23 protein-coding genes are annotated in these 21,335 nt (G+C 59.2%); 13 read left to right on the top strand and 10 right to left on the bottom strand.

Features of this window, described 5'->3' with window-relative positions; genetic code table 11:
* Positions 1–126: 126 nt before the first annotated feature.
* Positions 127–570, bottom strand: a complete 444-nt coding sequence (locus tag NL64_RS22035) for a PilZ domain-containing protein (RefSeq protein WP_034150167.1) — start codon at positions 568–570, stop codon at positions 127–129.
* Between NL64_RS22035 and NL64_RS22030 the strand changes: the two genes are divergently transcribed.
* The 5 genes from NL64_RS22030 (at position 569) to cysB (ending at position 4,525) form a co-directional block, all read left to right on the top strand.
* Positions 569–955: a thioredoxin family protein gene (locus NL64_RS22030; RefSeq protein ID WP_034150166.1), complete on the top strand. Its 387-nt coding sequence runs from the start codon at positions 569–571 to the stop codon at positions 953–955. The genes NL64_RS22035 and NL64_RS22030 overlap by 2 nt on opposite strands.
* Positions 952–1,953, top strand: coding sequence for a putative 2-dehydropantoate 2-reductase (locus NL64_RS22025; RefSeq protein ID WP_052321281.1), 1,002 nt, complete (start codon positions 952–954; stop codon positions 1,951–1,953). Before NL64_RS22030 ends, NL64_RS22025 begins: the two co-directional genes overlap by 4 nt.
* Positions 1,934–2,839, top strand: coding sequence for a 5'-nucleotidase (locus tag NL64_RS22020; protein ID WP_034150165.1), 906 nt, complete (start codon positions 1,934–1,936; stop codon positions 2,837–2,839). The genes NL64_RS22025 and NL64_RS22020 overlap by 20 nt, the downstream gene beginning before the upstream one ends.
* Positions 2,840–2,932: 93 nt before the next feature.
* Positions 2,933–3,436, top strand: coding sequence for a universal stress protein (locus NL64_RS22015; protein WP_034150164.1), 504 nt, complete (start codon positions 2,933–2,935; stop codon positions 3,434–3,436).
* A 114-nt stretch (positions 3,437–3,550) separates the two neighbouring features.
* Positions 3,551–4,525, top strand: a complete 975-nt coding sequence (cysB, locus tag NL64_RS22010; RefSeq protein WP_007899921.1) for an HTH-type transcriptional regulator CysB — start codon at positions 3,551–3,553, stop codon at positions 4,523–4,525.
* A gap of 6 nt (positions 4,526–4,531) precedes the next feature.
* Here cysB and NL64_RS22005 read toward each other — a convergent pair whose 3' ends face one another.
* Positions 4,532–5,014 carry a GreA/GreB family elongation factor gene (locus tag NL64_RS22005; protein ID WP_034150163.1) on the bottom strand — a complete coding sequence of 161 codons (483 nt, stop codon included), beginning with the start codon at positions 5,012–5,014 and terminating at the stop codon, positions 4,532–4,534.
* A gap of 2 nt (positions 5,015–5,016) precedes the next feature.
* Positions 5,017–5,427 (bottom strand): hypothetical protein, encoded by a 411-nt coding sequence (locus tag NL64_RS22000; RefSeq protein WP_034150162.1) that lies wholly within the window; start codon positions 5,425–5,427, stop codon positions 5,017–5,019.
* Between the two features lie 124 nt (positions 5,428–5,551).
* Here NL64_RS22000 and earP point away from each other — a divergent pair, with 124 nt between their 5' ends.
* Positions 5,552–6,694, top strand: a complete 1,143-nt coding sequence (earP, locus tag NL64_RS21995) for an elongation factor P maturation arginine rhamnosyltransferase EarP (RefSeq protein WP_034150161.1) — start codon at positions 5,552–5,554, stop codon at positions 6,692–6,694.
* Positions 6,695–6,742: 48 nt separating this feature from the next.
* Entirely contained in the window at positions 6,743–7,312 is a 570-nt protein-coding gene (locus NL64_RS21990) for an elongation factor P (protein ID WP_007943632.1), read from the top strand.
* A 165-nt stretch (positions 7,313–7,477) separates the two neighbouring features.
* Here the strand turns inward: NL64_RS21990 and NL64_RS21985 are convergent, their stop codons facing one another.
* From NL64_RS21985 to NL64_RS21970, 4 genes are all read right to left on the bottom strand, one after another.
* The gene (locus NL64_RS21985; RefSeq protein ID WP_034150160.1) at positions 7,478–8,491 is read right to left on the bottom strand and encodes an alpha/beta hydrolase; all 1,014 of its coding nucleotides are present in this window, start codon (positions 8,489–8,491) and stop codon (positions 7,478–7,480) included.
* Between the two features lie 33 nt (positions 8,492–8,524).
* Positions 8,525–8,944, bottom strand: a complete 420-nt coding sequence (locus NL64_RS21980; protein ID WP_034150159.1) for an organic hydroperoxide resistance protein — start codon at positions 8,942–8,944, stop codon at positions 8,525–8,527.
* Between the two features lie 359 nt (positions 8,945–9,303).
* The gene (locus NL64_RS21975; protein ID WP_034150158.1) at positions 9,304–9,765 is read right to left on the bottom strand and encodes a MarR family winged helix-turn-helix transcriptional regulator; all 462 of its coding nucleotides are present in this window, start codon (positions 9,763–9,765) and stop codon (positions 9,304–9,306) included.
* 68 nt (positions 9,766–9,833) lie between these two features.
* Positions 9,834–10,790, bottom strand: coding sequence for a LysR family transcriptional regulator (locus NL64_RS21970; protein WP_034150157.1), 957 nt, complete (start codon positions 10,788–10,790; stop codon positions 9,834–9,836).
* A 115-nt stretch (positions 10,791–10,905) separates the two neighbouring features.
* Here NL64_RS21970 and NL64_RS21965 point away from each other — a divergent pair, with 115 nt between their 5' ends.
* A complete protein-coding gene (locus NL64_RS21965) occupies positions 10,906–11,655 on the top strand; it encodes a sulfite exporter TauE/SafE family protein (protein ID WP_034150185.1) in 750 nt (249 codons plus the stop codon).
* Here NL64_RS21965 and NL64_RS21960 read toward each other — a convergent pair.
* Positions 11,645–12,499 (bottom strand): LysR substrate-binding domain-containing protein, encoded by an 855-nt coding sequence (locus NL64_RS21960; protein ID WP_034150156.1) that lies wholly within the window; start codon positions 12,497–12,499, stop codon positions 11,645–11,647. The genes NL64_RS21965 and NL64_RS21960 overlap by 11 nt on opposite strands.
* Positions 12,500–12,594: 95 nt before the next feature.
* Between NL64_RS21960 and NL64_RS21955 the strand changes: the two genes are divergently transcribed.
* Positions 12,595–12,810 (top strand): DUF1127 domain-containing protein, encoded by a 216-nt coding sequence (locus NL64_RS21955; RefSeq protein WP_034150155.1) that lies wholly within the window; start codon positions 12,595–12,597, stop codon positions 12,808–12,810.
* A gap of 64 nt (positions 12,811–12,874) precedes the next feature.
* Positions 12,875–14,104: a winged helix-turn-helix domain-containing protein gene (locus NL64_RS21950; RefSeq protein ID WP_034150154.1), complete on the top strand. Its 1,230-nt coding sequence runs from the start codon at positions 12,875–12,877 to the stop codon at positions 14,102–14,104.
* 123 nt (positions 14,105–14,227) lie between these two features.
* On the opposite strand, the gene NL64_RS21945 is transcribed toward NL64_RS21950, so the two are convergent.
* The gene (locus tag NL64_RS21945) at positions 14,228–15,574 is read right to left on the bottom strand and encodes a class II 3-deoxy-7-phosphoheptulonate synthase (protein WP_034150153.1); all 1,347 of its coding nucleotides are present in this window, start codon (positions 15,572–15,574) and stop codon (positions 14,228–14,230) included.
* Positions 15,575–15,736: 162 nt separating this feature from the next.
* Here NL64_RS21945 and NL64_RS21940 point away from each other — a divergent pair, with 162 nt between their 5' ends.
* On the top strand, positions 15,737–16,492 hold the full coding sequence (locus NL64_RS21940) for a spermidine synthase (protein ID WP_034150152.1): 756 nt from the start codon (positions 15,737–15,739) through the stop codon (positions 16,490–16,492).
* A gap of 140 nt (positions 16,493–16,632) precedes the next feature.
* Here the strand turns inward: NL64_RS21940 and NL64_RS21935 are convergent, their stop codons facing one another.
* Positions 16,633–17,424, bottom strand: coding sequence for a crotonase/enoyl-CoA hydratase family protein (locus NL64_RS21935; RefSeq protein WP_034150151.1), 792 nt, complete (start codon positions 17,422–17,424; stop codon positions 16,633–16,635).
* A gap of 420 nt (positions 17,425–17,844) precedes the next feature.
* On the opposite strand from NL64_RS21935, the gene NL64_RS21930 reads away from it, so the two are divergent.
* Positions 17,845–19,518, top strand: coding sequence for a DEAD/DEAH box helicase (locus NL64_RS21930; protein ID WP_034150150.1), 1,674 nt, complete (start codon positions 17,845–17,847; stop codon positions 19,516–19,518).
* Positions 19,519–19,916: 398 nt separating this feature from the next.
* Complete coding sequence (locus NL64_RS21925; protein WP_034150149.1) at positions 19,917–21,326, top strand: circularly permuted type 2 ATP-grasp protein; 1,410 nt, start codon at positions 19,917–19,919, stop codon at positions 21,324–21,326.
* The last annotated feature ends 9 nt before the right edge of the window (positions 21,327–21,335 follow it).

Raw genomic sequence — 21,335 nt, 5'->3', positions numbered from 1 at the left:
TTTACTCGTCAGGTCACGGGTGCCGGCCGCCAGCGAACCCGCGCGGCGGAGCACAGCAAATTAAGCGCGTCGGGGAGCCGAACCTTAGCGCGTTACACCGTGGCTCGACAATGGGCAGGCAGCGCTTTAATCCAGCATTGACTGCGCAAATTGCCTGTGGACCGTGTCTTGGGAGAACTCGTCGGCATGTTCCTGGACCCATTCAAGGGCCAGGGCCTGAATCTCCTGCAGGTCGTTGTGCGCATCGTGTTGGCGGCAGTAGCGTTCGATCTGGCAAACCTGCTCGCCCATCCGGGCGCTGAACAGCGTCTGCTCATCGACGAACGCGATGCCCACCAGATAGCCATGCTTGCGTCGCAGACACCACGCGACATAGCCCAGGATGCGTAAATCCGGATTCAAGGTCGGCATGCGCACTTCGAGCGCCGTGCCGTGGCGCCAGGCGCGGTGATAGTTGCAAGCCATGCCCCCGAGGCTGGTAGTGTGCAGCTGTTGCCGTGAAATACACTCAGGTGTCAGCAACGTTAATTCGACGGGCACATCGTCAGGATGAGGAATAAAACGTCCCATGAACACGGACTCCCTGTGTCGGCCATCTGACATTCTTTCCCGCAGTATAGTGGTCGAATTGGAACTGACCGATTTCGACGCCGACCAACGGCTGCTGACGATGAGCGGTGTATCGCTGGTGATTTTCACCAGCGTGGGTTGCTCCAGTTGCCGTTTTGCCCGTGAGCAGTTGCCGGCACTCGGTCTGGACGTCGATCGATTGTGCTGGATCGATGCCGGAAACAACGGCGGGGTGGTCGAGCGGTATCAGGTCTTTCATTTGCCGGCGCTGTTTGTGGTGCGCGACGGCGAGTTCTTCGGGGCATTGCATTCGCGCCTGACGGCCACCGAACTCAATCGGGCGGTCCGTCAGGCGTTGAGTCGAACAGCAGAGGAGTTGCCATGATGGGGGCAGTTGCCAAACCGACTATCGGTATTATCGGGACCGGTGCGATCGGTGGTTTCTACGGCGTGATGCTGGCGCGTGCCGGTTTCGATGTGCACTTTCTGTTGCGCAGTGAATTTTCCGCCGTCGCTGAACGCGGGCTGCATGTAGACAGTGCGCCCTTTGGCGCCATGACCTTGAATCCGGTTCAGGCCTATTCAACGGCCGAGGACATGCCGCCGTGCGACTGGCTGCTGGTCGGGGCGAAAACCACCAGCAATGCGGACCTGGCTCCCGCCATTCTTCAGGCCGCTGCGCCGAATGCCAACGTGCTGTTGTTGCAAAATGGGCTGGATGTCGAAGACAGCCTGCGCGAGTTGCTTCCCGATTCGCTGCATGTTCTGGGCGGGCTCTGCTATATCTGCGTGCATCGTGAAGGGCCTGGCGTGATTACCCATCAGGCACTCGGCGCGGTGCATGTCGGCTACCACAGCGGTCCTGCCACCGACGAAGCAACGCGTGCAGCGATTGTCGAGGAGGGCGTTGGGCTGTTCCGTGCCGCGGGCATCGACTCACAAGGCATGGCGAACCTGCATCAGGCGCGCTGGCAAAAACTGGTCTGGAATATTCCCTATAACGGTCTGTCGGTGTTGCTTGGGGCGGGCACCACGCCGTTGATGGCCGATACGGATAGCCGGGAAATGGTCAAGGCGCTGATGGCCGAAGTGGTGCAGGGCGCAATCGCTTGCGGCCACGACGTGCCAACGGGTTATGCCGAGCACCTGTTCATGATGACCGAGAAAATGCCCGATTACTGGCCGAGCATGTACCACGACTTCCTGCACAAGCGACCGCTGGAACTGGCGGCCATTTACGCTCGTCCACTGGCGGCAGCCAAAGCGGCGGGGTGTGAGATGCCGCGCATCGAGGCCTTGTATCGCAGTTTGAGTTTTATCGATCGACGCAACCGCCAGGTCGATTTACCTGAGGGGGAAGGGCATGGCAAAGACCATCGATGACAAGCTGGTGCTGGCGATTTCTTCGCGCGCACTGTTCGACTTGAGCGAAAGCCACAAGGTCTACCTGTCGAGCGGCGTCGAAGCCTACCGGCAATATCAGATCGAACACGAGGACGAAATCCTCGAGCCCGGCGATGCCTTTCCGTTGGTGCAGAAACTCCTCAACCTCAATGCCAGCCTCGGCCGCGCCCGGGTCGAAGTGGTCCTGGTCTCGCGCAACAGTGCCGACACCGGGCTGCGCGTGTTCAACTCGATCCATCACTACGGGCTGGCGATTTCCCGTGCGGCGTTTGTCGGTGGGCGCAGTCCTTATCCGTACCTCAAGGCCTTCGGTTGCGACCTGTTTCTGTCGACCCATGCCGAAGACGTGCGCAGTGCACTCGACGCCGGGTTTGCTGCCGCGACTATTCTCTCGGGTGGCGCCAGCCGCGCCGCCAGCGATGAATTGCGCATTGCCTTCGACGGTGATGCCGTGCTTTTTTCCGACGAATCGGAGCGCGTCTATCAGGCCGGTGGTCTGGAAGCGTTCCAGGCCAGTGAGCGGGAAGCGGCGCGCGAGCCATTGCGCGGCGGACCGTTCAAGGGCTTCCTCGCCGCGCTCAATCTGTTGCAGCGCGAGTTCCCCGATGACGCCTGTCCGATCCGCACCGCGCTGGTGACGGCGCGTTCGGCGCCGGCCCACGAACGGGTAATCCGCACTTTGCGCGAATGGGACATTCGTCTGGATGAGTCGCTGTTTCTCGGCGGCCTGACCAAATCGGCGTTTCTCGAAGCGTTCGCCGCCGACGTGTTTTTCGATGATCAGGCCGGTCATTGCGAGTTGGCCCGTGAAGTGGTCGCCACCGGCCATGTGCCCCATGGCATAAGCAACGAGCTAAAGGTTTAAGCCCACGGTTCAACGCGTTACGCGGGCCGTCGTACTCGCCAAGGCACTGCTAAGCTGAATCAAATCTCCGTCATGTCGGCACAAGGAGGTCATATGATTCACTCGATGCTGTATGCGACTGACCTCGGCCTGTACGCACCCGTGGTGATGCAGCACGCCCTGGAACTGGCCCGGACATTCAATGCCGACCTGTACGTGGTGCATGCGGTTGAACCCATGGGATTGTTTGCCGAATCGGTGCTACAGAGCTATCTGGACGAGCAGGCGCTGAACGAATTTCATAGTCAGGGTCTGAACACGGTGATCGCCAATATCGAGCAGCGGGTGCTCGACAGTTTTCGCGAGGAACTGGGTGAGGAGGGTGCGCAGGACCTGAAGCGGATTCAGGCGGTGCGGGTGCTGCAGGGCGATCCGTCGCAGGTGATTCTCGACCAGGCGCAGAAACTCTCTGTGGATTTGTTGATCCTAGGTAGCCACAGCCATGGCGCCGGGGCGGAAACACCGTTGGGCCGGACCGCCGCGCGGGTGTTGCAGCTGTCCAAGGTGCCGGTTTACCTGGTGCCGCTGGTGCAACGTCGTCGCCAAGGGGATCGCTAGAGCACGAATAGTGGCAATCTGATAAAAAGTTCTAGATTTATTCTTCAAACCATTAATATAGTTATATATACCGTCGCTGATGCCCGTGGCGTCTATCTGCTTTGAGGGATTCATATGAAGCTTCAACAACTGCGCTACATCTGGGAAGTGGCGCACCACGACCTCAACGTTTCCGCTACAGCCCAAAGCCTCTATACGTCGCAGCCAGGCATCAGCAAGCAGATCCGTCTGTTGGAAGACGAGTTGGGTGTCGAGGTCTTCGCCCGCAGCGGCAAGCACCTGACCCGCGTCACCCCGGCCGGCGAGCGCATTATCACCACCGCTGGCGAGATTTTGCGCAAGGTTGAAAGCATCAAGCAGATCGCCCAGGAATTCTCCAACGAGAAGAAAGGCACCCTGTCGATCGCCACCACCCACACCCAGGCGCGTTACGCGTTGCCACCGGTGATCAGCAATTTCATCAAGCAATATCCGGACGTTGCCCTGCACATGCACCAGGGTTCGCCGATGCAGATCGCCGAAATGGCCGCTGACGGCACCGTGGATTTCGCCATTGCCACCGAAGCGCTGGAACTGTTCGGCGATCTGGTGATGATGCCGTGCTATCGCTGGAACCGTTGCGTGGTCGTGCCTCAGGGGCACCCGCTGACCAAGCTGTCAAAGCTGACCCTCGAAGCCCTGGCCGAATACCCGATCGTGACCTACGTGTTCGGTTTCACTGGCCGTTCGAAGCTCGACGAAGCCTTCAGCCATCGCGGCCTGACACCGAAAGTGGTGTTCACTGCCGCCGACGCCGACGTGATCAAAACTTACGTTCGCCTGGGCCTGGGTGTAGGCATCGTCGCGAAAATGGCGGTCGACACCAAACTCGACAGCGACCTGGTGGTGCTCGATGCCAGCGAACTGTTCGAGTCAAGCATCACCAAGATCGGCTTCCGTCGCGGCACCTTCCTGCGTGGTTTCATGTGCGACTTCATCGAGAAGTTCGCCCCGCACCTGACCCGCGAAGTCATGGCCAAGGCCATTCAGTGCCACAACAAACAGGAACTGGAAGAGCTGTTCGACGGTGTCGAGCTGCCGGTCCATTAAGCCTCTCTAGATAACCTCGGTGACAGCAAACTGTTGCCGAGCGCCCGCCACCAGGATCTCCACCTCATCGCCTTCGAACTTGCCCAGCAAGCTTTTGCCCAGCGGTGAACGCGGGGTGATGACGGTAATCAACTGCCCCACCAGATCGACCTTCAGCCCTGCCGCATCTGGGGCCAGAAACAGCCACTGCTCGCGACCCTTCTCGTCTTCCAGGCCAAGCAGCGCGCCGACTTCGATGCCACGCTGTTCGTCGTAAGGACGCAGCAGCAGGTTCTGGCAAAGCGCCAGTGACTGACGAATCTCTTCGACACGTTTGGCCTGCCCGGCGGCCAGATAAGATGCCTCCAGACCCAATGTGTCGTACTTGTTCTCGGCGATGTTTTCTTCGTGGGTCGCGGTCTCGTAGGCGGTTTGCGCAGCGCGCTCGGCAATATCGAGATCAATCCGCAGCTTGTCGAGAATCAGTTGGTGGACGCTTTGTTTATTCATGATCAATCGCAGAATTGCTGGACGTTGGCGCGACTTTTTTCGCTTGGTGCCGTCTGGTCCTGTTGCAGCCAGAACTGGCATTTGGGGTTCGACAGATTGCGGTTGCTGCTACGCGCCTGATCGAGTCGTTGCGCCTGCTCGTTCTTGCGCAGGTTTTCTTCGTACTGTTCGAAGAGAGGACTCTGTGGCGGGATATCCGGCACCGGTTGCGCCACCACAGGCGGTTTGGCCAGTTGCTCGATCGCCTGGGCCACGGGAGCCATTTGTTCGTTGAACAGAAAGCGTGAAGCGAGCCAGCAGGTCAGCGCGATCGCGAGGAACCCCAGCCACAGACCGAGGGCGATGCTGCCGGTCAGTTGCAGGGCATTGAGCTGGATGGACATAGAGCGACGCGGGGTAGGGCGATAGGGCATGGCTGCCTCCTGGCGGTGGGTCGCGGGCGTTTGGCGATTGTCGCACGAAGATTAATCGTCGTCGGCTCTTCTGCACGGAGTAATTTATGCGGACAATCGGTGCCTTTGCCAACGGGAGCCTGGAATGTCTGAAACGAAAACCCGCTGGGATATTTTTTGCACCGTGGTCGACAACTTTGGCGACATTGGCGTGACCTGGCGTCTGGCCCGACAACTGGTTGCCGAGCATTCGCTGGCGGTGCGTTTGTGGGTCGATGATCTGCGCGCTTTCGAGCGCCTCTGCCCGGAAATCGATCCTCACGCATCGCAGCAATGGCAACAGGGTGTTGAAGTCCGGCAGTGGCCCGCGGACTGGCAGCCTGCCGAAGCTGTTGATGTAGTGATCGCCGCGTTCGCCTGTCAACTGCCGAGTGCCTACATGGACGCCATGGCTGATCGGGAACAAACGCCACTGTGGATGAACCTCGATTACCTGAGTGCCGAGGATTGGGTGGTCGGCTGCCATGGCTTGCCATCGGTGAAGTACAAGAATGTGCAGAAGTTCTTTTTCTTCCCGGGGTTCCGCAAGGGCACCGGTGGCTTGCTGCGTGAAAGCCGGTTGCTCGAACGCCGTAGGGCATTTCAGCAAAACCCCGAGCAGCAAAGAACCTTCTTGCAAAGCCTGGGGATTGATCGCGCCCAAGGTGCGCAGCTGATCTCACTGTTTGCCTACGAAAATGCCGGACTGGCCAGTTGGCTGGATGCAATGGCCGGTGATTCGACGCCCACTCATCTGTTGGTGCCGGAGGGGCGGATTCTCGGGGATGTCGAGCGTTGGCTCGCAATTGAGGGTCTGAAGGCAGGTGCGGTGCACGTGCGTGATGCCTTGACCGTGCAAGTGCTGCCGTTCGTCCGACAGGATCAATACGACCACTTGTTGTGGTGCTGCGATTTCAATGCCGTGCGCGGCGAAGACTCTTTTGTTCGTGCCCAGTGGTCCGGCCGGCCGTTGCTCTGGCACATCTATCAGCAAGAAGAAGATGTCCATCTGGACAAGCTGGAAGCCTTCCTGGCGATCTATACGCAAGCGCTTTCTGCGCCGGCGGCCGAGGCGATGAGCGGTCTCTGGCGGGCCTGGAACGCGGGTGAGAAAATGACCGACCACTGGCAATCGACGCGCAAACACTGGCCAGAGCTGGAAAAACACGCCGAAGCGTGGTGTCTGGAACAAGCCTTGCAGGCCGATCTTGCCGCAGCGCTGGTACAGTTTTATGTAAATTGGATATGATACGCGGCCTAGATTTTTGTAAATCCCATCCAAATTCGGATATTCGCAATGAAAACTGGTAAAGAACTGAAACCCGGTACCGTGATCCGTCTCGAAAACGATCCTTGGCTGGTTCAGAAAGCTGAATTCACCAAGTCGGGTCGTAACAGCGCGATCATGAAGACCAAGCTGAAAAACCTGCTGACCGGTTACAAGACCGAGATCGTTTACAGCGCCGACGACAAACTGGACGACGTAATCCTCGACCGCAAAGAAGCGACCCTGTCCTTCATCAGCGGCGACACCTACACGTTCATGGACACCACCGACTACACCATGTACGAGCTGAACGCTGAAGACATCGAAGCCGTTCTGCCTTTCGTTGAAGAAGGCATGACCGATGTTTGCGAAGCGATCTTCTTCGAAGAGCGTCTGGTTTCCGTAGAACTGCCGACCACCATCGTGCGTCAGGTTGACTACACCGAAGGTTCCGCTCGCGGTGACACTTCCGGCAAGGTAATGAAGCCTGCCAAACTGAAGAACGGTACCGAGCTGTCGGTTGCTGACTTCATCGAAATCGGCGACATGATCGAGATCGATACCCGCGAAGGCGGTTCCTACAAAGGCCGTGCTAAATAAGCACAGCTTCAGGAATGAAAAAGCCCGACCATTGAGTCGGGCTTTTTTGTGCCCATTGATTGGGGCACAGCGCAAACCTGTAGGAGCCGGTTTGCTGGCGATAGCGGTCTTGAGGATGCCATCGTCGGAACGCCGCCCGCACCAAGCCGGCTCCTACAGATGGTGTTATTTCTTCAGGTGTTCTTTCAGCTCTTGCGAAGCCTGCAACATCGCCGACCGCACCGCCGGCACCTGACTCACCACGTTCAACAACCCATAGTCGTGGATCATGCCGTTGTAGCGAACCGAGGTCACTGGCACGCCCGCCTCATCGAGTTTGCGCGCGTAGGCTTCACCTTCATCGCGCAGGACGTCGGCACCCGCCGTTTGCACCAGCGCCGGTGGCAAGCCCTTGAGTTGCGCAGGGGTTGCCCGCAACGGCGAGGCATAGATCTCGTTACGCTGCTTGGCGTCGGTGGTGTAGTTGTCCCAGAACCACTTCATCATGTTTTTAGTGAGGAAGTGACCCTCGGCAAACTGGTTGTAGGAAGCCGTATCGAAATTGGCATCGGTCACCGGCCACAGCAGAACCTGGAACTTGATGGCCGGCGTGCCCTTGTCTTTTGCCATCAGCGCAACCACCGCCGCCATGTTGCCACCGACGCTATTGCCCGCTACGGCCAGGCGTTTGCCATCGACGTTGATCTCTTTGCCGTGCTCGGCCACCCATTGGGTCGCGGCGTATGCCTGGTTGATCGCCACCGGGTAATGGGCTTCCGGCGATGGGGTGTAATTGACGAACACCGCCGCCGCACCTGAACCCACTACCAGATCACGTACCAGTCGTTCGTGGGTCGGGAAATCCCCGAGGACCCAACCACCGCCGTGGAAGAACATGAACACCGGCAGCTCGCCCTTCACCCCGGCTGGCCGGACGATGGTCAGGCTCAGCGGTTGGCCGTCGACTTGAATGGTCTTCTGGCTGATATCGGCTTTCGGCAACGTCAGCTTCACCCCGGCCTGCGCACCGACCAAAACGGCGCGCGCATCGGCAGGCGTCATTTGCTCCATCGGTTTGCCGGTGCCGGCATTCAACACATCGAGGAACGCCTGGGTGTTGTGTTCAACGTCGCCGGCGAATGCACTGTGAATGGACAGGGCGAGAAGGGTACCGGTCAAGACTTTGCTGAAAGTGTTCATGTTCATTTCCTGTTCGGGCCTGGAAGTCAGCGGTTAGACGGTAACGTGCAGACGCACATCAACGTTGCCACGGGTGGCGTTGGAGTACGGGCAGACTTGGTGGGCTGCGTCGACCAGGCTTTGCGCGTCGGATTGCTCAAGACCCGGCAGGCTGATGTGCAGGTCGATGTCCAGACCGAAACCGCCGGGGATCTGACCGATGCCGACATGCGCGGTGATCGAGGCGTCGTTCGGGATGCTGCGTTTGGTCTGGCTGGCGACGAATTTCAGCGCGCCGATGAAACAGGCGGAGTAGCCGGCGGCGAACAGTTGCTCAGGGTTGGTCGCCGCGCCGCCAGCGCCGCCGAGTTCTTTCGGGGTGGCGAGTTTGACGTCGAGAATGCTGTCACTGGAAATCGCACGACCGTCACGGCCACCGGTGGAAGTTGCGATTGCGGTGTAGAGAGTTTGCATGGTGAAAGCCTCGTTCTGGTTTGATTTGTTTGCGCTAAATGTTTGCGCGCTAAGTAAGTGCGAGGTGAATGTATCGCGCGAATATTTAGTGCGCAAGATAAATTTTTGAAAAAATTAGCAGTTACTGATGTTGTGTCTTAATGGGCTTGGCTGGAAGTTGCGATTTAGAGCGTTTGAGGTGGATTTCTTCAGCGGGAAATTTTTTTTGCCGCGTAGCTGATTTTCCAGCACGAACGCATAACAACTGTAGGAGTGAGCCTGCTCGCGATAGCGGTGTCACATCCAGCATCTGTCCTGAATGACACGCCGCGATCGCGAGCAGGCTCGCTCCTACAGGGGGATTTTTGTGGGGTTGGAGATTAGAGGCTGTCTTGAAGGTGCTTGCGCAGCGCTTGCAGCTCCGCCTGCAGCTTCTGCAGTCGCTCCAGCGTCATCCCGCTGGCGCCGAGAATGCATTGTGGAATGTCCCGGGCTTTGTCGCGCAAGGCGCGGCCTTGTTCGGTGAGTTCGACGATTACCACTCGCTCGTCTTCACGGCTTCGGGTGCGGCTGAGCAGGCCTTCGACTTCCAGGCGTTTGAGCAGCGGCGTGAGCGAACCGGGATCGGTCAACAGGCGCGAGCTGATTTCGCCTACGGTCAAACCATCCTGTTCCCACAGCACCATCATCGCCAGGTATTGCGGATAAGTCAGGCCCAGCGCCTGCAACAAGGGTTTGTAGACCTTGGTCATCATCAGCGAAGTGGAATGCAGGGCGAAGCAGGCCTGATTGTCCAGCAGCAGGTCGTCGCAGGTGTCCGGGGTGTTGCGCTTGGTGGTCATTTCGAAGCCTTGATCAGTGATCTTCAGAATCTAGCGGGCAAATCTTTAAGGCGCCAGACAATTCTGGACTAGTGGCGGCCCAGATGGTTTTGCAGCACCAGATCCCACGGCGGGATCGGGCTGAAACGGGTTTTCAGGTATTCCAGGAGCAAGCGGCTGCGAGAGTTGGGTTGCTGCTCCAGTCGCAAGGCGTAGATCCCGGCGCTTTCCGGTTTCGGCAGCCCGTGTTCGCAGAACAGCGGCAACAGTTCGCCGCGCAGCAGGTATTCGCTGGCCAGCCAGGTCGGTAAATGCGCGATGCCCAGGCCAGTCAGTGCACCGCACACCAGTGCCTCGGCATTGTTTGCGCTCATTCGGATGCGCGAAGGACGGTGCAGTTGCATCTGACCGTCCCGTTCGAAGCGCCAGGCGAAGGGCGGGGCGAGGCCGTCCCAGTCGAGTCCATCGTGTTCAATCAGTTGTGTCGGATCGTTGGGCACACCGCGGCGCTTTAAGTAATCGGGGCTGGCGCAGGCAATGCGCACCATGCTCGCCAGTGGCGTTGCGACTAAACGAGTGTCGGCCATTTGTCCGGCGCGCAATACCAGATCAACCTTGCCCAGGTTCAAGCCCTGCATGTCGACGAAACTGTCGATCAGGTGCAATTGCACGTCGAGACCCGGATAGAGCATCAGAAAGTCGGCAATCACCGGGGCCAAATGTCGCCTCCCGAATGCTGCCGGTGCATCGACCCGAATCAAACCCTCCGGCGCGCTGCTGAGGGACACGGCCTCCGCCCTGGCAAGGCGCAATTCGGCGACGATCCGCCGCGCCCGTTCGGCAAACGCCAGTCCCGCCGGGGTGGCGCGCACAGCGTGAGTGCTGCGAATGAACAACTGGCTGCCGACAGCGTTTTCCAGACTGTCGATGCGCCGAGCCACCGCGGAGGGCGTCAGCGGATGGCGACGCGAAGCAGCGGAAAAACTGCCGGTCTCCAGCACGTCCAGAAACAGGCCCAGTTGATCGGTCAGTTGGTTAGGATTCATGGTGAATTCAACGCTTGTGCGAGATTGGCACAGCCATTGTGCGTTGCTGTGCGTTTCCCCGCCAGAAGCAACTGCGTAGGATGAAACGTCTGGAATGAATGAAGGGGAAGTCGCTGTGATTGAGTTTTTGTTGTACCTGGTCTTTGGCGCCGCCCTGGGAACCCTTGGGGGGATTTTCGGCATCGGCGGTGGTTTGATCGCCATTCCGCTGTTAGGTGTGCTGTGTGGTCTCGACCAGCAAATTGCCCAAGGCACGGCGCTGGTGATGGTGGTGCCGAACGTGATGCTGGCGCTGTGGCGCTATCACCAGCGCGTCCGCATCGAATTGCGCCACGCATTGCCGCTGGCCTCGATGGGATTCTGTTTCGCCTGGCTTGGATCAATCTGGGCCGTGGGCATTGACGCGCAAACCATGCGCGTAGGATTTGTCGCATTCCTGATCGCGCTATCGGCCTACAACCTGGTGCGAATGTTCTACGCCAGTGCGCCAGCTTCTGCGCAGATGAACTATTCATGGCCGTGGCTGGGTGTGCTCGGCGCGGCATCCGGCACCATGGGCGGGTTGTTTGGCGTGGGCGGGGCGGTGGTGGCTACGCCGGTGCTGACCAGTGTGTTCGGCACCACCCAAGTAGTGGCGCAGGGCTTGTCGCTGGCGCTGGCGTTGCCGAGTACGGGCGTCACCCTCGTCACTTATGCCGTGCACCATCAAGTGAACTGGATGATCGGTGTGCCTTTGGCAATTGGCGGCCTGTTGAGCATCAGCTGGGGGGTGAAGATCGCCCACGCCATGCCGGAACGGTTATTGCGTTCACTGTTCTGCGGCTTCCTGGTGCTCTGCGCGGTGATGCTCGCCTTTAAAGTTTGAAACCTTCGACGATGTGTTCGGCCAGGCATTCGGTGATCGGCGACGGATTGTGCAGGTTACGCAGCAGCATGATGCTGGCCTCGGGCAACACCGGCAGGTCTTCGGCTTCACCGAGAATGCGCATGTCCGAAGTGACCAGGCTTTCCAGTTGCGCGGTCACAGCGAGCCCGGCGCTGACCACCGCCATGATCGCCGACAGACTGTCGCTGTTGTACGCCACGCGGTAATCGCGGCCCATGGCATCGAGGGCATTGCAGGCCCATAAGCGGCAGAAGCAATCGCTGTTGAACATCGCCAGCGGCAGCGGTGTTTGTTCGTGAGCGCTGAAGCATTGCGCCTCGGCCCAGAAAAAACGCTCTTTGCGCAACAACTGACCAATCTCGTTGCCCGGCTCGCGGGTGATGATGGTCAGGTCCAGATCCTGGCGCAACAGCAATTGTTTTGATGATTCGCAGTGGACTTCAATCTGGATCAGCGGATACGACTGGGCAAAACGCCGCAGAATCCCCGGCAGAAACCGCATCACGTAATCATCCGGCGTGCCGATGCGAACCATGCCGACCATGTGTGGCTCGCGCAGGGTGTTGAACACTTCGCTGTGCAACTTGAGGATGCGCCGGGCGTAACCCAGCAGCACCTGGCCTTCCGCGGTCAGCCGCACTTGACGGCCGTCGCGCTGGAACAGTTGGCGCTGCAACACGTCTTCTTCAAGACGCTTCATCTGCATGCTCACGGCCGACTGGGTCCGGTTGACTAGTTCCCCCGCGCGGGTAAAACCGCCCTGGTCAGCGATGGCGACAAAGGTGCGCAGCACTTCGGTGTCGATACTCGGGTAGGCAGACATTCATCAATCTCCGAGATGTGTGACATCAGAAACATTCGTTGGATTGATCTTAGACCTGGGGCGAGACTGAAGCCATCCAAACGGAGGGCAACAAGATGAAAGGTCAAAAAGGTTATGTCGACGTAGAAAAACATTCCATCCACCTGATATCCGATTTGCTGCACAAATTTAATCGTTGGTACGAACTGCACCGTGAACGTGAAATGTTGGCGGGCATGAGTGACGAAGCGTTGAAGGACATCGGGCTCAGCCGTGCCGATGTCGAGCACGAAGCCATCCGCCCGTTCTGGGATGACCCGATGCACAAATGAGCAAAGTTCAACTACACAAACCGACTTTCGGTGAGGTAGGTTGCGAGCAGACAAGGAGATGCTCATGCCCGCGACACTGTCCTTTTCCGTCAAACAGGCTCGGCGTCTGGCGCTGGCTGCCCAAGGGTTCAACGGGCGCCAGTCGCCGGCGACGGTCAAACCGCTTCAAGTCAACCGCCTGATCGAGCGGCTGGGCATTCTGCAGATCGATTCCGTCAATGCGTTGGTGCGTTCGCACTACCTTCCGCTGTTTTCCCGCCTCGGCAACTACTCTTCCGACCTGCTCGACCAGGCTGCCTGGAGTCAGGGCCGACGCCGTACCTTGTTCGAATATTGGGGGCATGAAGCGTCGTTGCTGCCCCTGTCGATGTACCCGTTGATGCGCTGGCGCATGCAGCGTGCGAGTAATGGCGAAGACATCTATCAGCAACTGGCGCGTTTTGGTCGTGAGCAACAAGACACGATCCGCCGGGTGCTGGCCTCCGTTCGAGAGCAGGGCGCACTGGGCGCGGGCAGTCTGTCGACCCGGCAGGAGCGGGCGGGCCCCTGGTGGGACTGGAGCGCGGAAAAGCATGCGCTGGAATGGTTGTTCGCCGCCGGTGAAGTGACCGTGGCGGGGCGGCGCGGATTCGAGCGGCTTTATGACCTGCCCGAGCGGGTGATTCCTTTGTCGATTCTGGCGCAACCGCTGTTCAGCGAGGCAGAAGCCCAGCGCGGTCTGCTATTGCATGCGGCAGCAGCCTTGGGCGTCGGCACCGAGAAAGACTTGCGTGACTATTTTCGCTTGAACCCGGCAGACAGTCGCCCGCGTCTGGCGGAACTGGTCGAGGCGGGTCAGTTGCTTGCTTGCGAAGTCCAGGGCTGGCGGCAACTGGCGTATTGCCTGCCCAAGCCCAAGGTGCCGCGCAAGGTCGAGGCCAGCGCGTTGCTTTCACCTTTCGACTCGCTGATCTGGGAGCGCAGTCGCACCGAGCGGTTGTTCGATTTTCGCTATCGACTGGAGATTTACACGCCGCAGGACAAGCGGGTCTATGGCTATTACGTCTTGCCGTTTCTGCACAATGAGCGGATTGCGGCGCGGGTTGATCTGCGTGCGGAGCGGGCGGCGGGGCGGTTGGCGGTGCATGCGGTGCACGAGGAGGAACTCGGGCTGGACGAAGAAGGGATGCTGGCGTTGGCGGTGAATCTGCGGCGGATGGCGGATTGGCTGGGGCTGGCGCAGGTTCAGTTGAATTGCCCGCGGGCGAGTGCGGCGCGGTTGCGGGTGGCACTGGCCCAAATCGGTGTCGACTGATCTGACGCCATCGCGGGCAAGCCAGCTCCCACAATGACCGCGCAGATCAAAAATTAGCTTTACGGCACGAATCCTGTGGGAGCGGGCTTGCCCGCGATGACGGCCGGTCAGGCGATAAAAAACTTACCGGCGAACCTGCTTCAGGGTCTCAGCAATCAAAAACGCCAATTCCAGCGACTGATCGGCATTCATCCGCGGATCACAATGGGTGTGATAACGGTCCGACAAACCATCTTCAGTAATCGGCCGCGCACCACCAATGCACTCGGTGACGTTCTGCCCGGTCATCTCGATGTGAATGCCGCCGGCATAGGTGCCTTCCGCTTGGTGAACCTGGAAGAACTGCTTTACCTCGCCAAGAATCTGCGCGAAGTCGCGGGTCTTGTAGCCGCTGCTGGCCTTGATGGTGTTGCCGTGCATCGGGTCGGAACTCCAGAGCACTTGCTTGCCTTCACGCTGCACCGCGCGGATCAGTTGCGGCAAGTGATCGCCGACCTTGTTTGCGCCCATCCGCGCAATCAGGTTCAGGCGACCCGGATCGTTGTCCGGGTTGAGAATGTCGATCAGGCGGATCAGGTCGTCGGTGTTCATGCTCGGACCGACCTTGACCCCGATCGGGTTCTTCACCCCGCGCAGGAATTCGACGTGGGCACCGTCGAGCTGACGGGTACGGTCGCCGATCCACAGCATGTGCGCCGAACAGTCGTAATAGTCGTTGGTCAGACTGTCGCGACGTACGAAGGCTTCTTCGTAGTTCAGCAGCAGCGCTTCGTGGGCGGTGAAGAAACTGGTTTCGCGCAGTTGCGGCGAACTGTCCATGCCACAGGCGCGCATGAAGGCCAGGGTTTCATCGATGCGGTCGGCGAGGTGGCTGTACTTTTCCGCCAGCGCCGAGTTGGCGATGAAATCCAGGTTCCACTTGTGCACTTGATGCAGATCAGCAAACCCGCCCTGGGCGAAGGCGCGCAGCAGGTTCAAAGTCGCGGTGGACTGGTGGTACGACTGGAGCAGACGTTCCGGGTCCGGCACGCGACTTTTTTCGTCGAAACCGATGCCGTTGACGATGTCGCCACGGTAGGCCGGCAGGGTCACGCCGTCGATGGTTTCGTCGTTGGACGAACGCGGTTTGGCGAACTGGCCAGCCATGCGCCCGACCTTGACCACCGGGCAACCGGCGGCGAAGGTCATGACAATCGCCATTTGCAGCAACACCTTAAAGGTGTCGCGGATTTTCGCCGCGGAGAACTCGGCGAAGCTTTCGGCGCAATCGCCACCCTGCAACAGGAACGCTCGACCCTGGGTCACTTCGGCAAACTGACGGCGCAATTCCCGGGCTTCACCGGCAAACACCAGCGGCGGATAGCTGGCCAGCGTTTGCTCGACGTGCAGCAAATGCGCTGCGTCGGGGTATTGAGGTTGTTGCTGGATCGGCAGGGCGCGCCAGCTGTCAGGGCTCCAGGGTTGGCTCATCACGGTCTCGGTTTGTTTTACGCTCGGGCGTTCATGTTATCAGCAAATTAGTGCGTGACCTGTTCCCGTCGCTTCGCGGACAATCGCGCCTTTGCCGCTTCATGTTGCGGTTTAGCGCGTTGCTGTTTGCCCAAGAAGGCCCGGCAACGATCAGGAGACGAAATGACTGAGGAGCGCGTCGAGCATTTGCTCGCCGAGGTGCAGGACGAGTTCGGCGTGATTCGCGTGCTGGAAGTGGCCGATTACCGTTTTCTGGAGTTCGGTGACGCCATCGAACAAAGCTGCGTGTTCACGGCTGATCCGAGCTGGCTCGAATACGATTACACGCGGGCGATGTTGATTGGTGCGTTGTGCCACGAACAGCCGGAAAGCGCGCTATTCCTTGGCCTTGGCGCCGGTACGCTGACCCAGGCTTGCCTCAAGTTCCTGCCGCTGGAAGATGTCGAGGCCATCGAACTGCGCCCGGACGTGCCGCGCCTGGCCATTGAATACCTGGGGCTGGATGACGATCCGCGACTGTATATCCGCGTCGGCGATGCGCTGGAGTTGCTTGATACCGCCGAGCCGGCGGACCTGATCTTTGTCGACCTCTATACCGATGTCGGTCCGGGTGTCGGCCACCTGGCCTGGACGTTCCTGGAAAACTGTCAGAAACGCCTGAATCCAGGTGGCTGGCTGGTGATCAATCAATGGGCTACCGATGATGGCAAGCCACTGGGCGCCGCGTTGCTGCGCGGGCTCTACCATCGGCATTACTGGGAGCTGCCGGTGAAGGAGGGCAATGTGATCCTGGTCGTGCCTTCGGAGCTGGATCAGCAACTGGACATGGACGGTTTGATTGCCCGGGCCGAAGGGCTGGCGCCGCGATTGGGGTATTCTTTGCAGTCGTTGATCAAGTGCATCCGTCCGGCGACTTGATTCGGGAAGGTTATTAATTGTGGCGAGGGAGCTTGCTCCCGCTTGAGTGCGCAGCACTCACAAAACCTGTGTTGATTTCCAGGGTTTTTGGGGCCGCTTCGCAGCCCAGCGGGAGCAAGCTCCCTCGCCACAAAGATAAGTCAGCAGCCTTTGAAGACGCCGGGCCGCCGCTCCACCAGCGATCGCACGCCTTCCTGCGCATCCTCGCTAACCAACAACTTCTTCACCAGCGCCGGTAATTCCCGGATCGCCGCGGTTTCCCCTTCATAGCGCGCCTGTCGAGCCGACATCAACGTCGCCTGAACCCCCAGCGGCGCCTGCCGGGCAATTCGTTCCGCCAACTCAATCGCCCGTGGCAGCAAATCTTCACTGGCCATGACTTCCTGCACGAGCCCCAGGTGCAAGGCATCATGGGCATCGAATTCGTCGCCGGTCAGCATCCAGCGCATGGCGTTGCCCCAACCTGCCACTTGATGCAGGCGCAAAGTGGCGCCGCCGAACGGGAAGATGCCGCGTTGCACTTCCATCTGCGCAAAACGGGTATTGCTGGCGCACAGGTTGATATCGGCGGCCAGCATCAACTCGATACCGATGGTCAGGCAGTAGCCATGCGCGGCGACAATCACCGGTTTGCTCACCCTCGGCCCGGCGAACACACCCCATGGATCGCAGCCACCGGGTGGCGCCTGCCAGCCTTCGGTTAGTGCAGCGCTGGCGTTGACCAGGTCCAGTCCGGCAGTGAAGTGCTCGCCGTGGCCGAACACCACCGCCACCCGTGCCTCGCTATCGGCTTCGAAATCGCCATAGGCCAGGCTCAGTTCATTCAACATGTCGAGATCGAAGGCGTTGCGCTTGGCGACCCGATCCAGGCCGATCAACAGGACGTGACCACGTTTTTCACGGCTCACGCGACAGGTGTCGAGCTCTTTCATGGTGCATTTCCTCGGGCGGGAAGGGCGATCAGACCAAAGGTCCGTGTCTGGAAGGTGAACCGTTTTAGCGCCATCGCCCGCTGGGTCGGGCCTTTGAAAAATAGACGCTCGCACGATTATCCGCAAAGCCTGTGACAGAACGCCGTTTGCAGGAGTTTTGCTATAAAAAAAGCTCCCTTTTTCGGCAAATTCCGGTATAGTGCGCGCCGGCCTTTAGCCGGGCCGCGTTTAGGTAGAGCAATTCCCCGAAGTCAGCTTCGGCTGCACGTCCGTACTGCGGACTCTTCCTTGACGATTCTTTTCATTCATTCGTTTTCGCAAATCCCCGCCGACAAAGCTGCCAGGGCGACTCTTGAGTCTCAACACGGCACGCGCAGCTTTGGAGCATGGGTCTTTGCGGATGCACTTAGAGGCAGACCCATGACCCAGGAAACCGGCGGCTTCGCCGCTTTTAATCTTAATCCGAATATTCTTGCAGCCGTCACCGCGACTGGCTACGAAGAGCCATCGGCTATTCAGCAGCAATCGATCCCGATCATCATGGCCGGTCACGACATGATTGGTCAGGCGCAAACCGGTACAGGTAAAACCGCTGCGTTTGCCCTGCCGATCCTGCATCGCATCGATCCTGCAAAGCGCGAGCCGCAAGCCCTGATCCTGGCCCCAACTCGTGAGTTGGCGCTACAAGTTGCAACCGCTTTCGAAACCTACGCCAAGCAAATGCCAGGCGTAACTGTTGTGGCTGTCTACGGCGGCGCGCCGATGGGCCCACAACTGAAAGCAATCCGTAATGGCGCACAGATCGTTGTCGCCACTCCGGGCCGTCTGTGCGACCACCTGCGTCGTGACGAAAAAGTACTGGCGACCGTGAACCACCTGGTTCTCGACGAAGCCGACGAAATGCTCAAGCTGGGCTTCATGGACGACCTCGAAGTTATCTTCAAGGCTCTGCCAGCAACCCGTCAGACCGTATTGTTCTCGGCCACCTTGCCGCAATCGATCCGTGCCATTGCCGAACGCCACCTGCGCGATCCGCAACACGTGAAGATCCAGACCAAGACCCAGACCGTTACCGCGATCGAACAGGCTCACCTGTTGGTTCACGCTGACCAGAAGACTTCTGCCGTTCTCAGCTTGCTGGAAGTGGAAGATTTCGACGCGCTGATCATGTTCGTGCGTACCAAGCAAGCGACTCTGGATTTGGCCAGCGCCCTGGAAGCCAAAGGCTACAAAGCCGCTGCGCTGAACGGTGACATTGCCCAGAACCAACGTGAGCGCGTGATCGACTCCCTCAAGGATGGCCGTCTGGACATCGTTGTGGCGACCGACGTTGCGGCTCGTGGCCTGGACGTTCCGCGCATCACTCACGTATTCAACGTTGACATGCCGTACGATCCGGAATCCTACGTTCACCGTATCGGCCGTACCGGCCGTGCCGGTCGCGAAGGTCGTGCACTGCTGCTGGTGACTCCACGTGAGCGCCGCATGCTGCAAGTGATCGAGCGTGTAACCGGTCAGAAGGTTGCTGAAGTTCGCCTGCCGGACGCTCAAGCCGTTCTGGATGCGCGCATCAAGAAACTGACCAACAGCCTGTCGCCGCTGGTGGCTGAAGCTGAATCGACCCACGGTGATCTGCTCGATCGCCTGACCGCCGACATCGGTTGCAGCCCGCGTGCCCTGGCCGCAGCCCTGCTGCGCAAGGCTACCAACGGTCAAGCGCTGAACCTGGCCGCTATCGAGAAAGAACGTCCACTGGTGCCGAACAACGCACCGCGTGGCGATCGTCCAGAGCGTTCCGGTGATCGTCCAGAGCGTGGTGACCGCGAGCGTCGCGCACCAATGCCACTGGGCGAAGGCCGTGCTCGTTGCCGTACCGCGCTGGGTGCGCGTGATGGCATCGCTGCCAAGAACCTGCTGGGCGCCATCCTCAACGAAGGTGGTCTGGCGCGTGAAGCGATCGGTCGCATTCAGGTGCGTGACAGCTTCAGCCTCGTCGAGCTGCCGGAAGATGGTCTGGAGAAGTTGCTGACCAAGCTGAAGGACACTCGCGTTGCCGGTAAGCAGTTGAAGCTGCGTCGCTATCGCGAAGATTGATCCGCCCTCGGGCTGATTGATCGAACATAAAAAATCCCCGACTGGTTCGGGGATTTTTTATGCCTGCGATTTCTTGATCCTGCTTTATTTCACAACATTTCCAGTAGGCAAAAAAAACCGCCCAAAACAGGCGGCTAAAAGGGAAGAAAGATCACTGATTCAGTGGATAAACGGATTATCCGCACCGACTGCCGGGCAGTGAAATCAACTCTGGCTATGCTGGTGATAGGCGACGACTTCGCCTTGCAATGAAGCGGGGGCGATCAGGTTGGGGCATTTACTGCACAGGATTGGTGCGGTGATTGCGCACGGCTTATCCAACTGATTGATATCAAAGCGTTTCTGCCGATGGCACGGGCCTTGCGATGCCTAGATGTCCGGGTGACAAGGAGTACGGCATGATCCGCACCTATTTTGATGAGATGTACGATGCCGGCGGCCAGGTCCGCCCGCATTATCGGGAGTTTGCCCGTTGGCTGGCCGAAACGCCTGACGAGCTTTTGGCACAACGGCGACGCGAGGCCGATCTGTTATTTCATCGCGCCGGGATTACGTTCACGCTCTACGGTGATGAGCAGGGGACAGAGCGCCTGATTCCCTTCGACACTATCCCGCGCAGCATCCCCGCCAGCGAATGGCGAGTGGTCGAGCGTGGCTGCATCCAGCGGGTCAAGGCGTTGAACATGTTTCTCGCCGACCTCTATCACGAACAACGCATCATCAAGGCCGGCATCATTCCGGCCGAGCAAGTGCTGGCCAACGAGCAGTACCAGTTGGCGATGCAGGGTCTGGATTTGCACCGGGATATTTATTCGCACATCTCTGGCGTCGATCTGGTGCGCGATGGCGACGGCACCTACTACGTGCTCGAAGACAATCTTCGTACACCGAGTGGCGTGAGCTACATGCTCGAAGACCGCAAGATGATGATGCGGTTGTTCCCGGAGTTGTTCGCGGCGCAGCGTATCGCGCCGATTGACCACTATCCGAACCTGCTGCTCGACACCCTGAAAAGCTCCAGCCCGATTGATAACCCGAGCGTGGTGGTGCTGACGCCGGGGCGCTTCAACAGTGCGTTCTTCGAACATGCATTTTTGGCGCGGGAAATGGGTGTTGAATTGGTGGAAGGCGCGGATCTGTTCGTGCGTGATGACAAGGTGTTCATGCGCACAACCGACGGGCCAAAAGCGGTGGATGTGATTTACCGCCGCCTCGACGATGCGTTCCTCGACCCGCTGGCGTTCAACCCGGATTCGATGCTCGGCGTGCCAGGGCTGCTGTCGTCTTACCGCTCCGGCAATGTCGTGTTGGCGAATGCCATCGGCACCGGGGTGGCGGACGACAAGTCGGTGTATCCGTTCGTCACGGACATGATCCGCTTCTATCTGGATGAAGAGCCGATCCTCAAGAACGTGCCTACATGGCAGTGTCGTAATCCCTCTGAACTTTCCCACGTACTGGCCAATCTTCCAGAACTGGTAGTCAAGGAAACCCAAGGCTCCGGCGGTTACGGAATGCTGGTGGGGCCGGCGGCGACGGCAGTGGAAATCGAAGCTTTTCGCGCGCGGATCATCGCCAAGCCCCATGCCTACATTGCGCAACCGACGTTGTCGCTATCGACCTGTCCGACCTTTGTCGAAAACGGCATCGCGCCACGCCATATCGACCTGCGTCCGTTTGTATTGTCTGGCCGCGAAACCCGGGTTGTGCCCGGCGGTTTGACCCGTGTCGCCCTGCGCGAAGGCTCCCTGGTAGTGAATTCCTCACAGGGCGGCGGAACCAAGGACACCTGGGTGGTCGAGGATTGAAGGAAGCCT

Source organism: Pseudomonas fluorescens, from assembly GCF_000802965.1.
Lineage (GTDB): Bacteria > Pseudomonadota > Gammaproteobacteria > Pseudomonadales > Pseudomonadaceae > Aquipseudomonas > Aquipseudomonas fluorescens_A.
Note: the sequence above shows the minus strand (reverse complement) of the source record. Positions and strands in the feature narration are given on the sequence as shown.

Excerpts from the sequence above, each read along its gene's own strand:
- NL64_RS22020 (WP_034150165.1), top strand. The coding sequence starts at position 1,934 with ATGGCAAAGACCATCGATGACAAGCTGGTGCTGGCGATTTCTTCGCGC.
- NL64_RS21935 (WP_034150151.1), bottom strand. The coding sequence starts at position 17,424 with ATGAAAGAGCTCGACACCTGTCGCGTGAGCCGTGAAAAACGTGGTCAC.
- NL64_RS22000 (WP_034150162.1), bottom strand. The coding sequence starts at position 5,427 with ATGCCCTATCGCCCTACCCCGCGTCGCTCTATGTCCATCCAGCTCAAT.
- NL64_RS21950 (WP_034150154.1), top strand. The coding sequence starts at position 12,875 with ATGCCCGCGACACTGTCCTTTTCCGTCAAACAGGCTCGGCGTCTGGCG.
- NL64_RS22030 (WP_034150166.1), top strand. The coding sequence starts at position 569 with ATGAACACGGACTCCCTGTGTCGGCCATCTGACATTCTTTCCCGCAGT.
- cysB (WP_007899921.1), top strand. The coding sequence starts at position 3,551 with ATGAAGCTTCAACAACTGCGCTACATCTGGGAAGTGGCGCACCACGAC.
- NL64_RS21990 (WP_007943632.1), top strand. The coding sequence starts at position 6,743 with ATGAAAACTGGTAAAGAACTGAAACCCGGTACCGTGATCCGTCTCGAA.
- NL64_RS21925 (WP_034150149.1), top strand. The coding sequence starts at position 19,917 with ATGATCCGCACCTATTTTGATGAGATGTACGATGCCGGCGGCCAGGTC.
- NL64_RS21930 (WP_034150150.1), top strand. The coding sequence starts at position 17,845 with ATGACCCAGGAAACCGGCGGCTTCGCCGCTTTTAATCTTAATCCGAAT.
- NL64_RS22005 (WP_034150163.1), bottom strand. The coding sequence starts at position 5,014 with ATGAATAAACAAAGCGTCCACCAACTGATTCTCGACAAGCTGCGGATT.
- NL64_RS21945 (WP_034150153.1), bottom strand. The coding sequence starts at position 15,574 with ATGAGCCAACCCTGGAGCCCTGACAGCTGGCGCGCCCTGCCGATCCAG.
- NL64_RS21985 (WP_034150160.1), bottom strand. The coding sequence starts at position 8,491 with ATGAACACTTTCAGCAAAGTCTTGACCGGTACCCTTCTCGCCCTGTCC.
- NL64_RS22035 (WP_034150167.1), bottom strand. The coding sequence starts at position 570 with ATGGGACGTTTTATTCCTCATCCTGACGATGTGCCCGTCGAATTAACG.
- NL64_RS21980 (WP_034150159.1), bottom strand. The coding sequence starts at position 8,944 with ATGCAAACTCTCTACACCGCAATCGCAACTTCCACCGGTGGCCGTGAC.
- NL64_RS21970 (WP_034150157.1), bottom strand. The coding sequence starts at position 10,790 with ATGAATCCTAACCAACTGACCGATCAACTGGGCCTGTTTCTGGACGTG.
- NL64_RS21955 (WP_034150155.1), top strand. The coding sequence starts at position 12,595 with ATGAAAGGTCAAAAAGGTTATGTCGACGTAGAAAAACATTCCATCCAC.
- earP (WP_034150161.1), top strand. The coding sequence starts at position 5,552 with ATGTCTGAAACGAAAACCCGCTGGGATATTTTTTGCACCGTGGTCGAC.
- NL64_RS21960 (WP_034150156.1), bottom strand. The coding sequence starts at position 12,499 with ATGTCTGCCTACCCGAGTATCGACACCGAAGTGCTGCGCACCTTTGTC.
- NL64_RS22015 (WP_034150164.1), top strand. The coding sequence starts at position 2,933 with ATGATTCACTCGATGCTGTATGCGACTGACCTCGGCCTGTACGCACCC.
- NL64_RS21940 (WP_034150152.1), top strand. The coding sequence starts at position 15,737 with ATGACTGAGGAGCGCGTCGAGCATTTGCTCGCCGAGGTGCAGGACGAG.
- NL64_RS22025 (WP_052321281.1), top strand. The coding sequence starts at position 952 with ATGATGGGGGCAGTTGCCAAACCGACTATCGGTATTATCGGGACCGGT.
- NL64_RS21975 (WP_034150158.1), bottom strand. The coding sequence starts at position 9,765 with ATGACCACCAAGCGCAACACCCCGGACACCTGCGACGACCTGCTGCTG.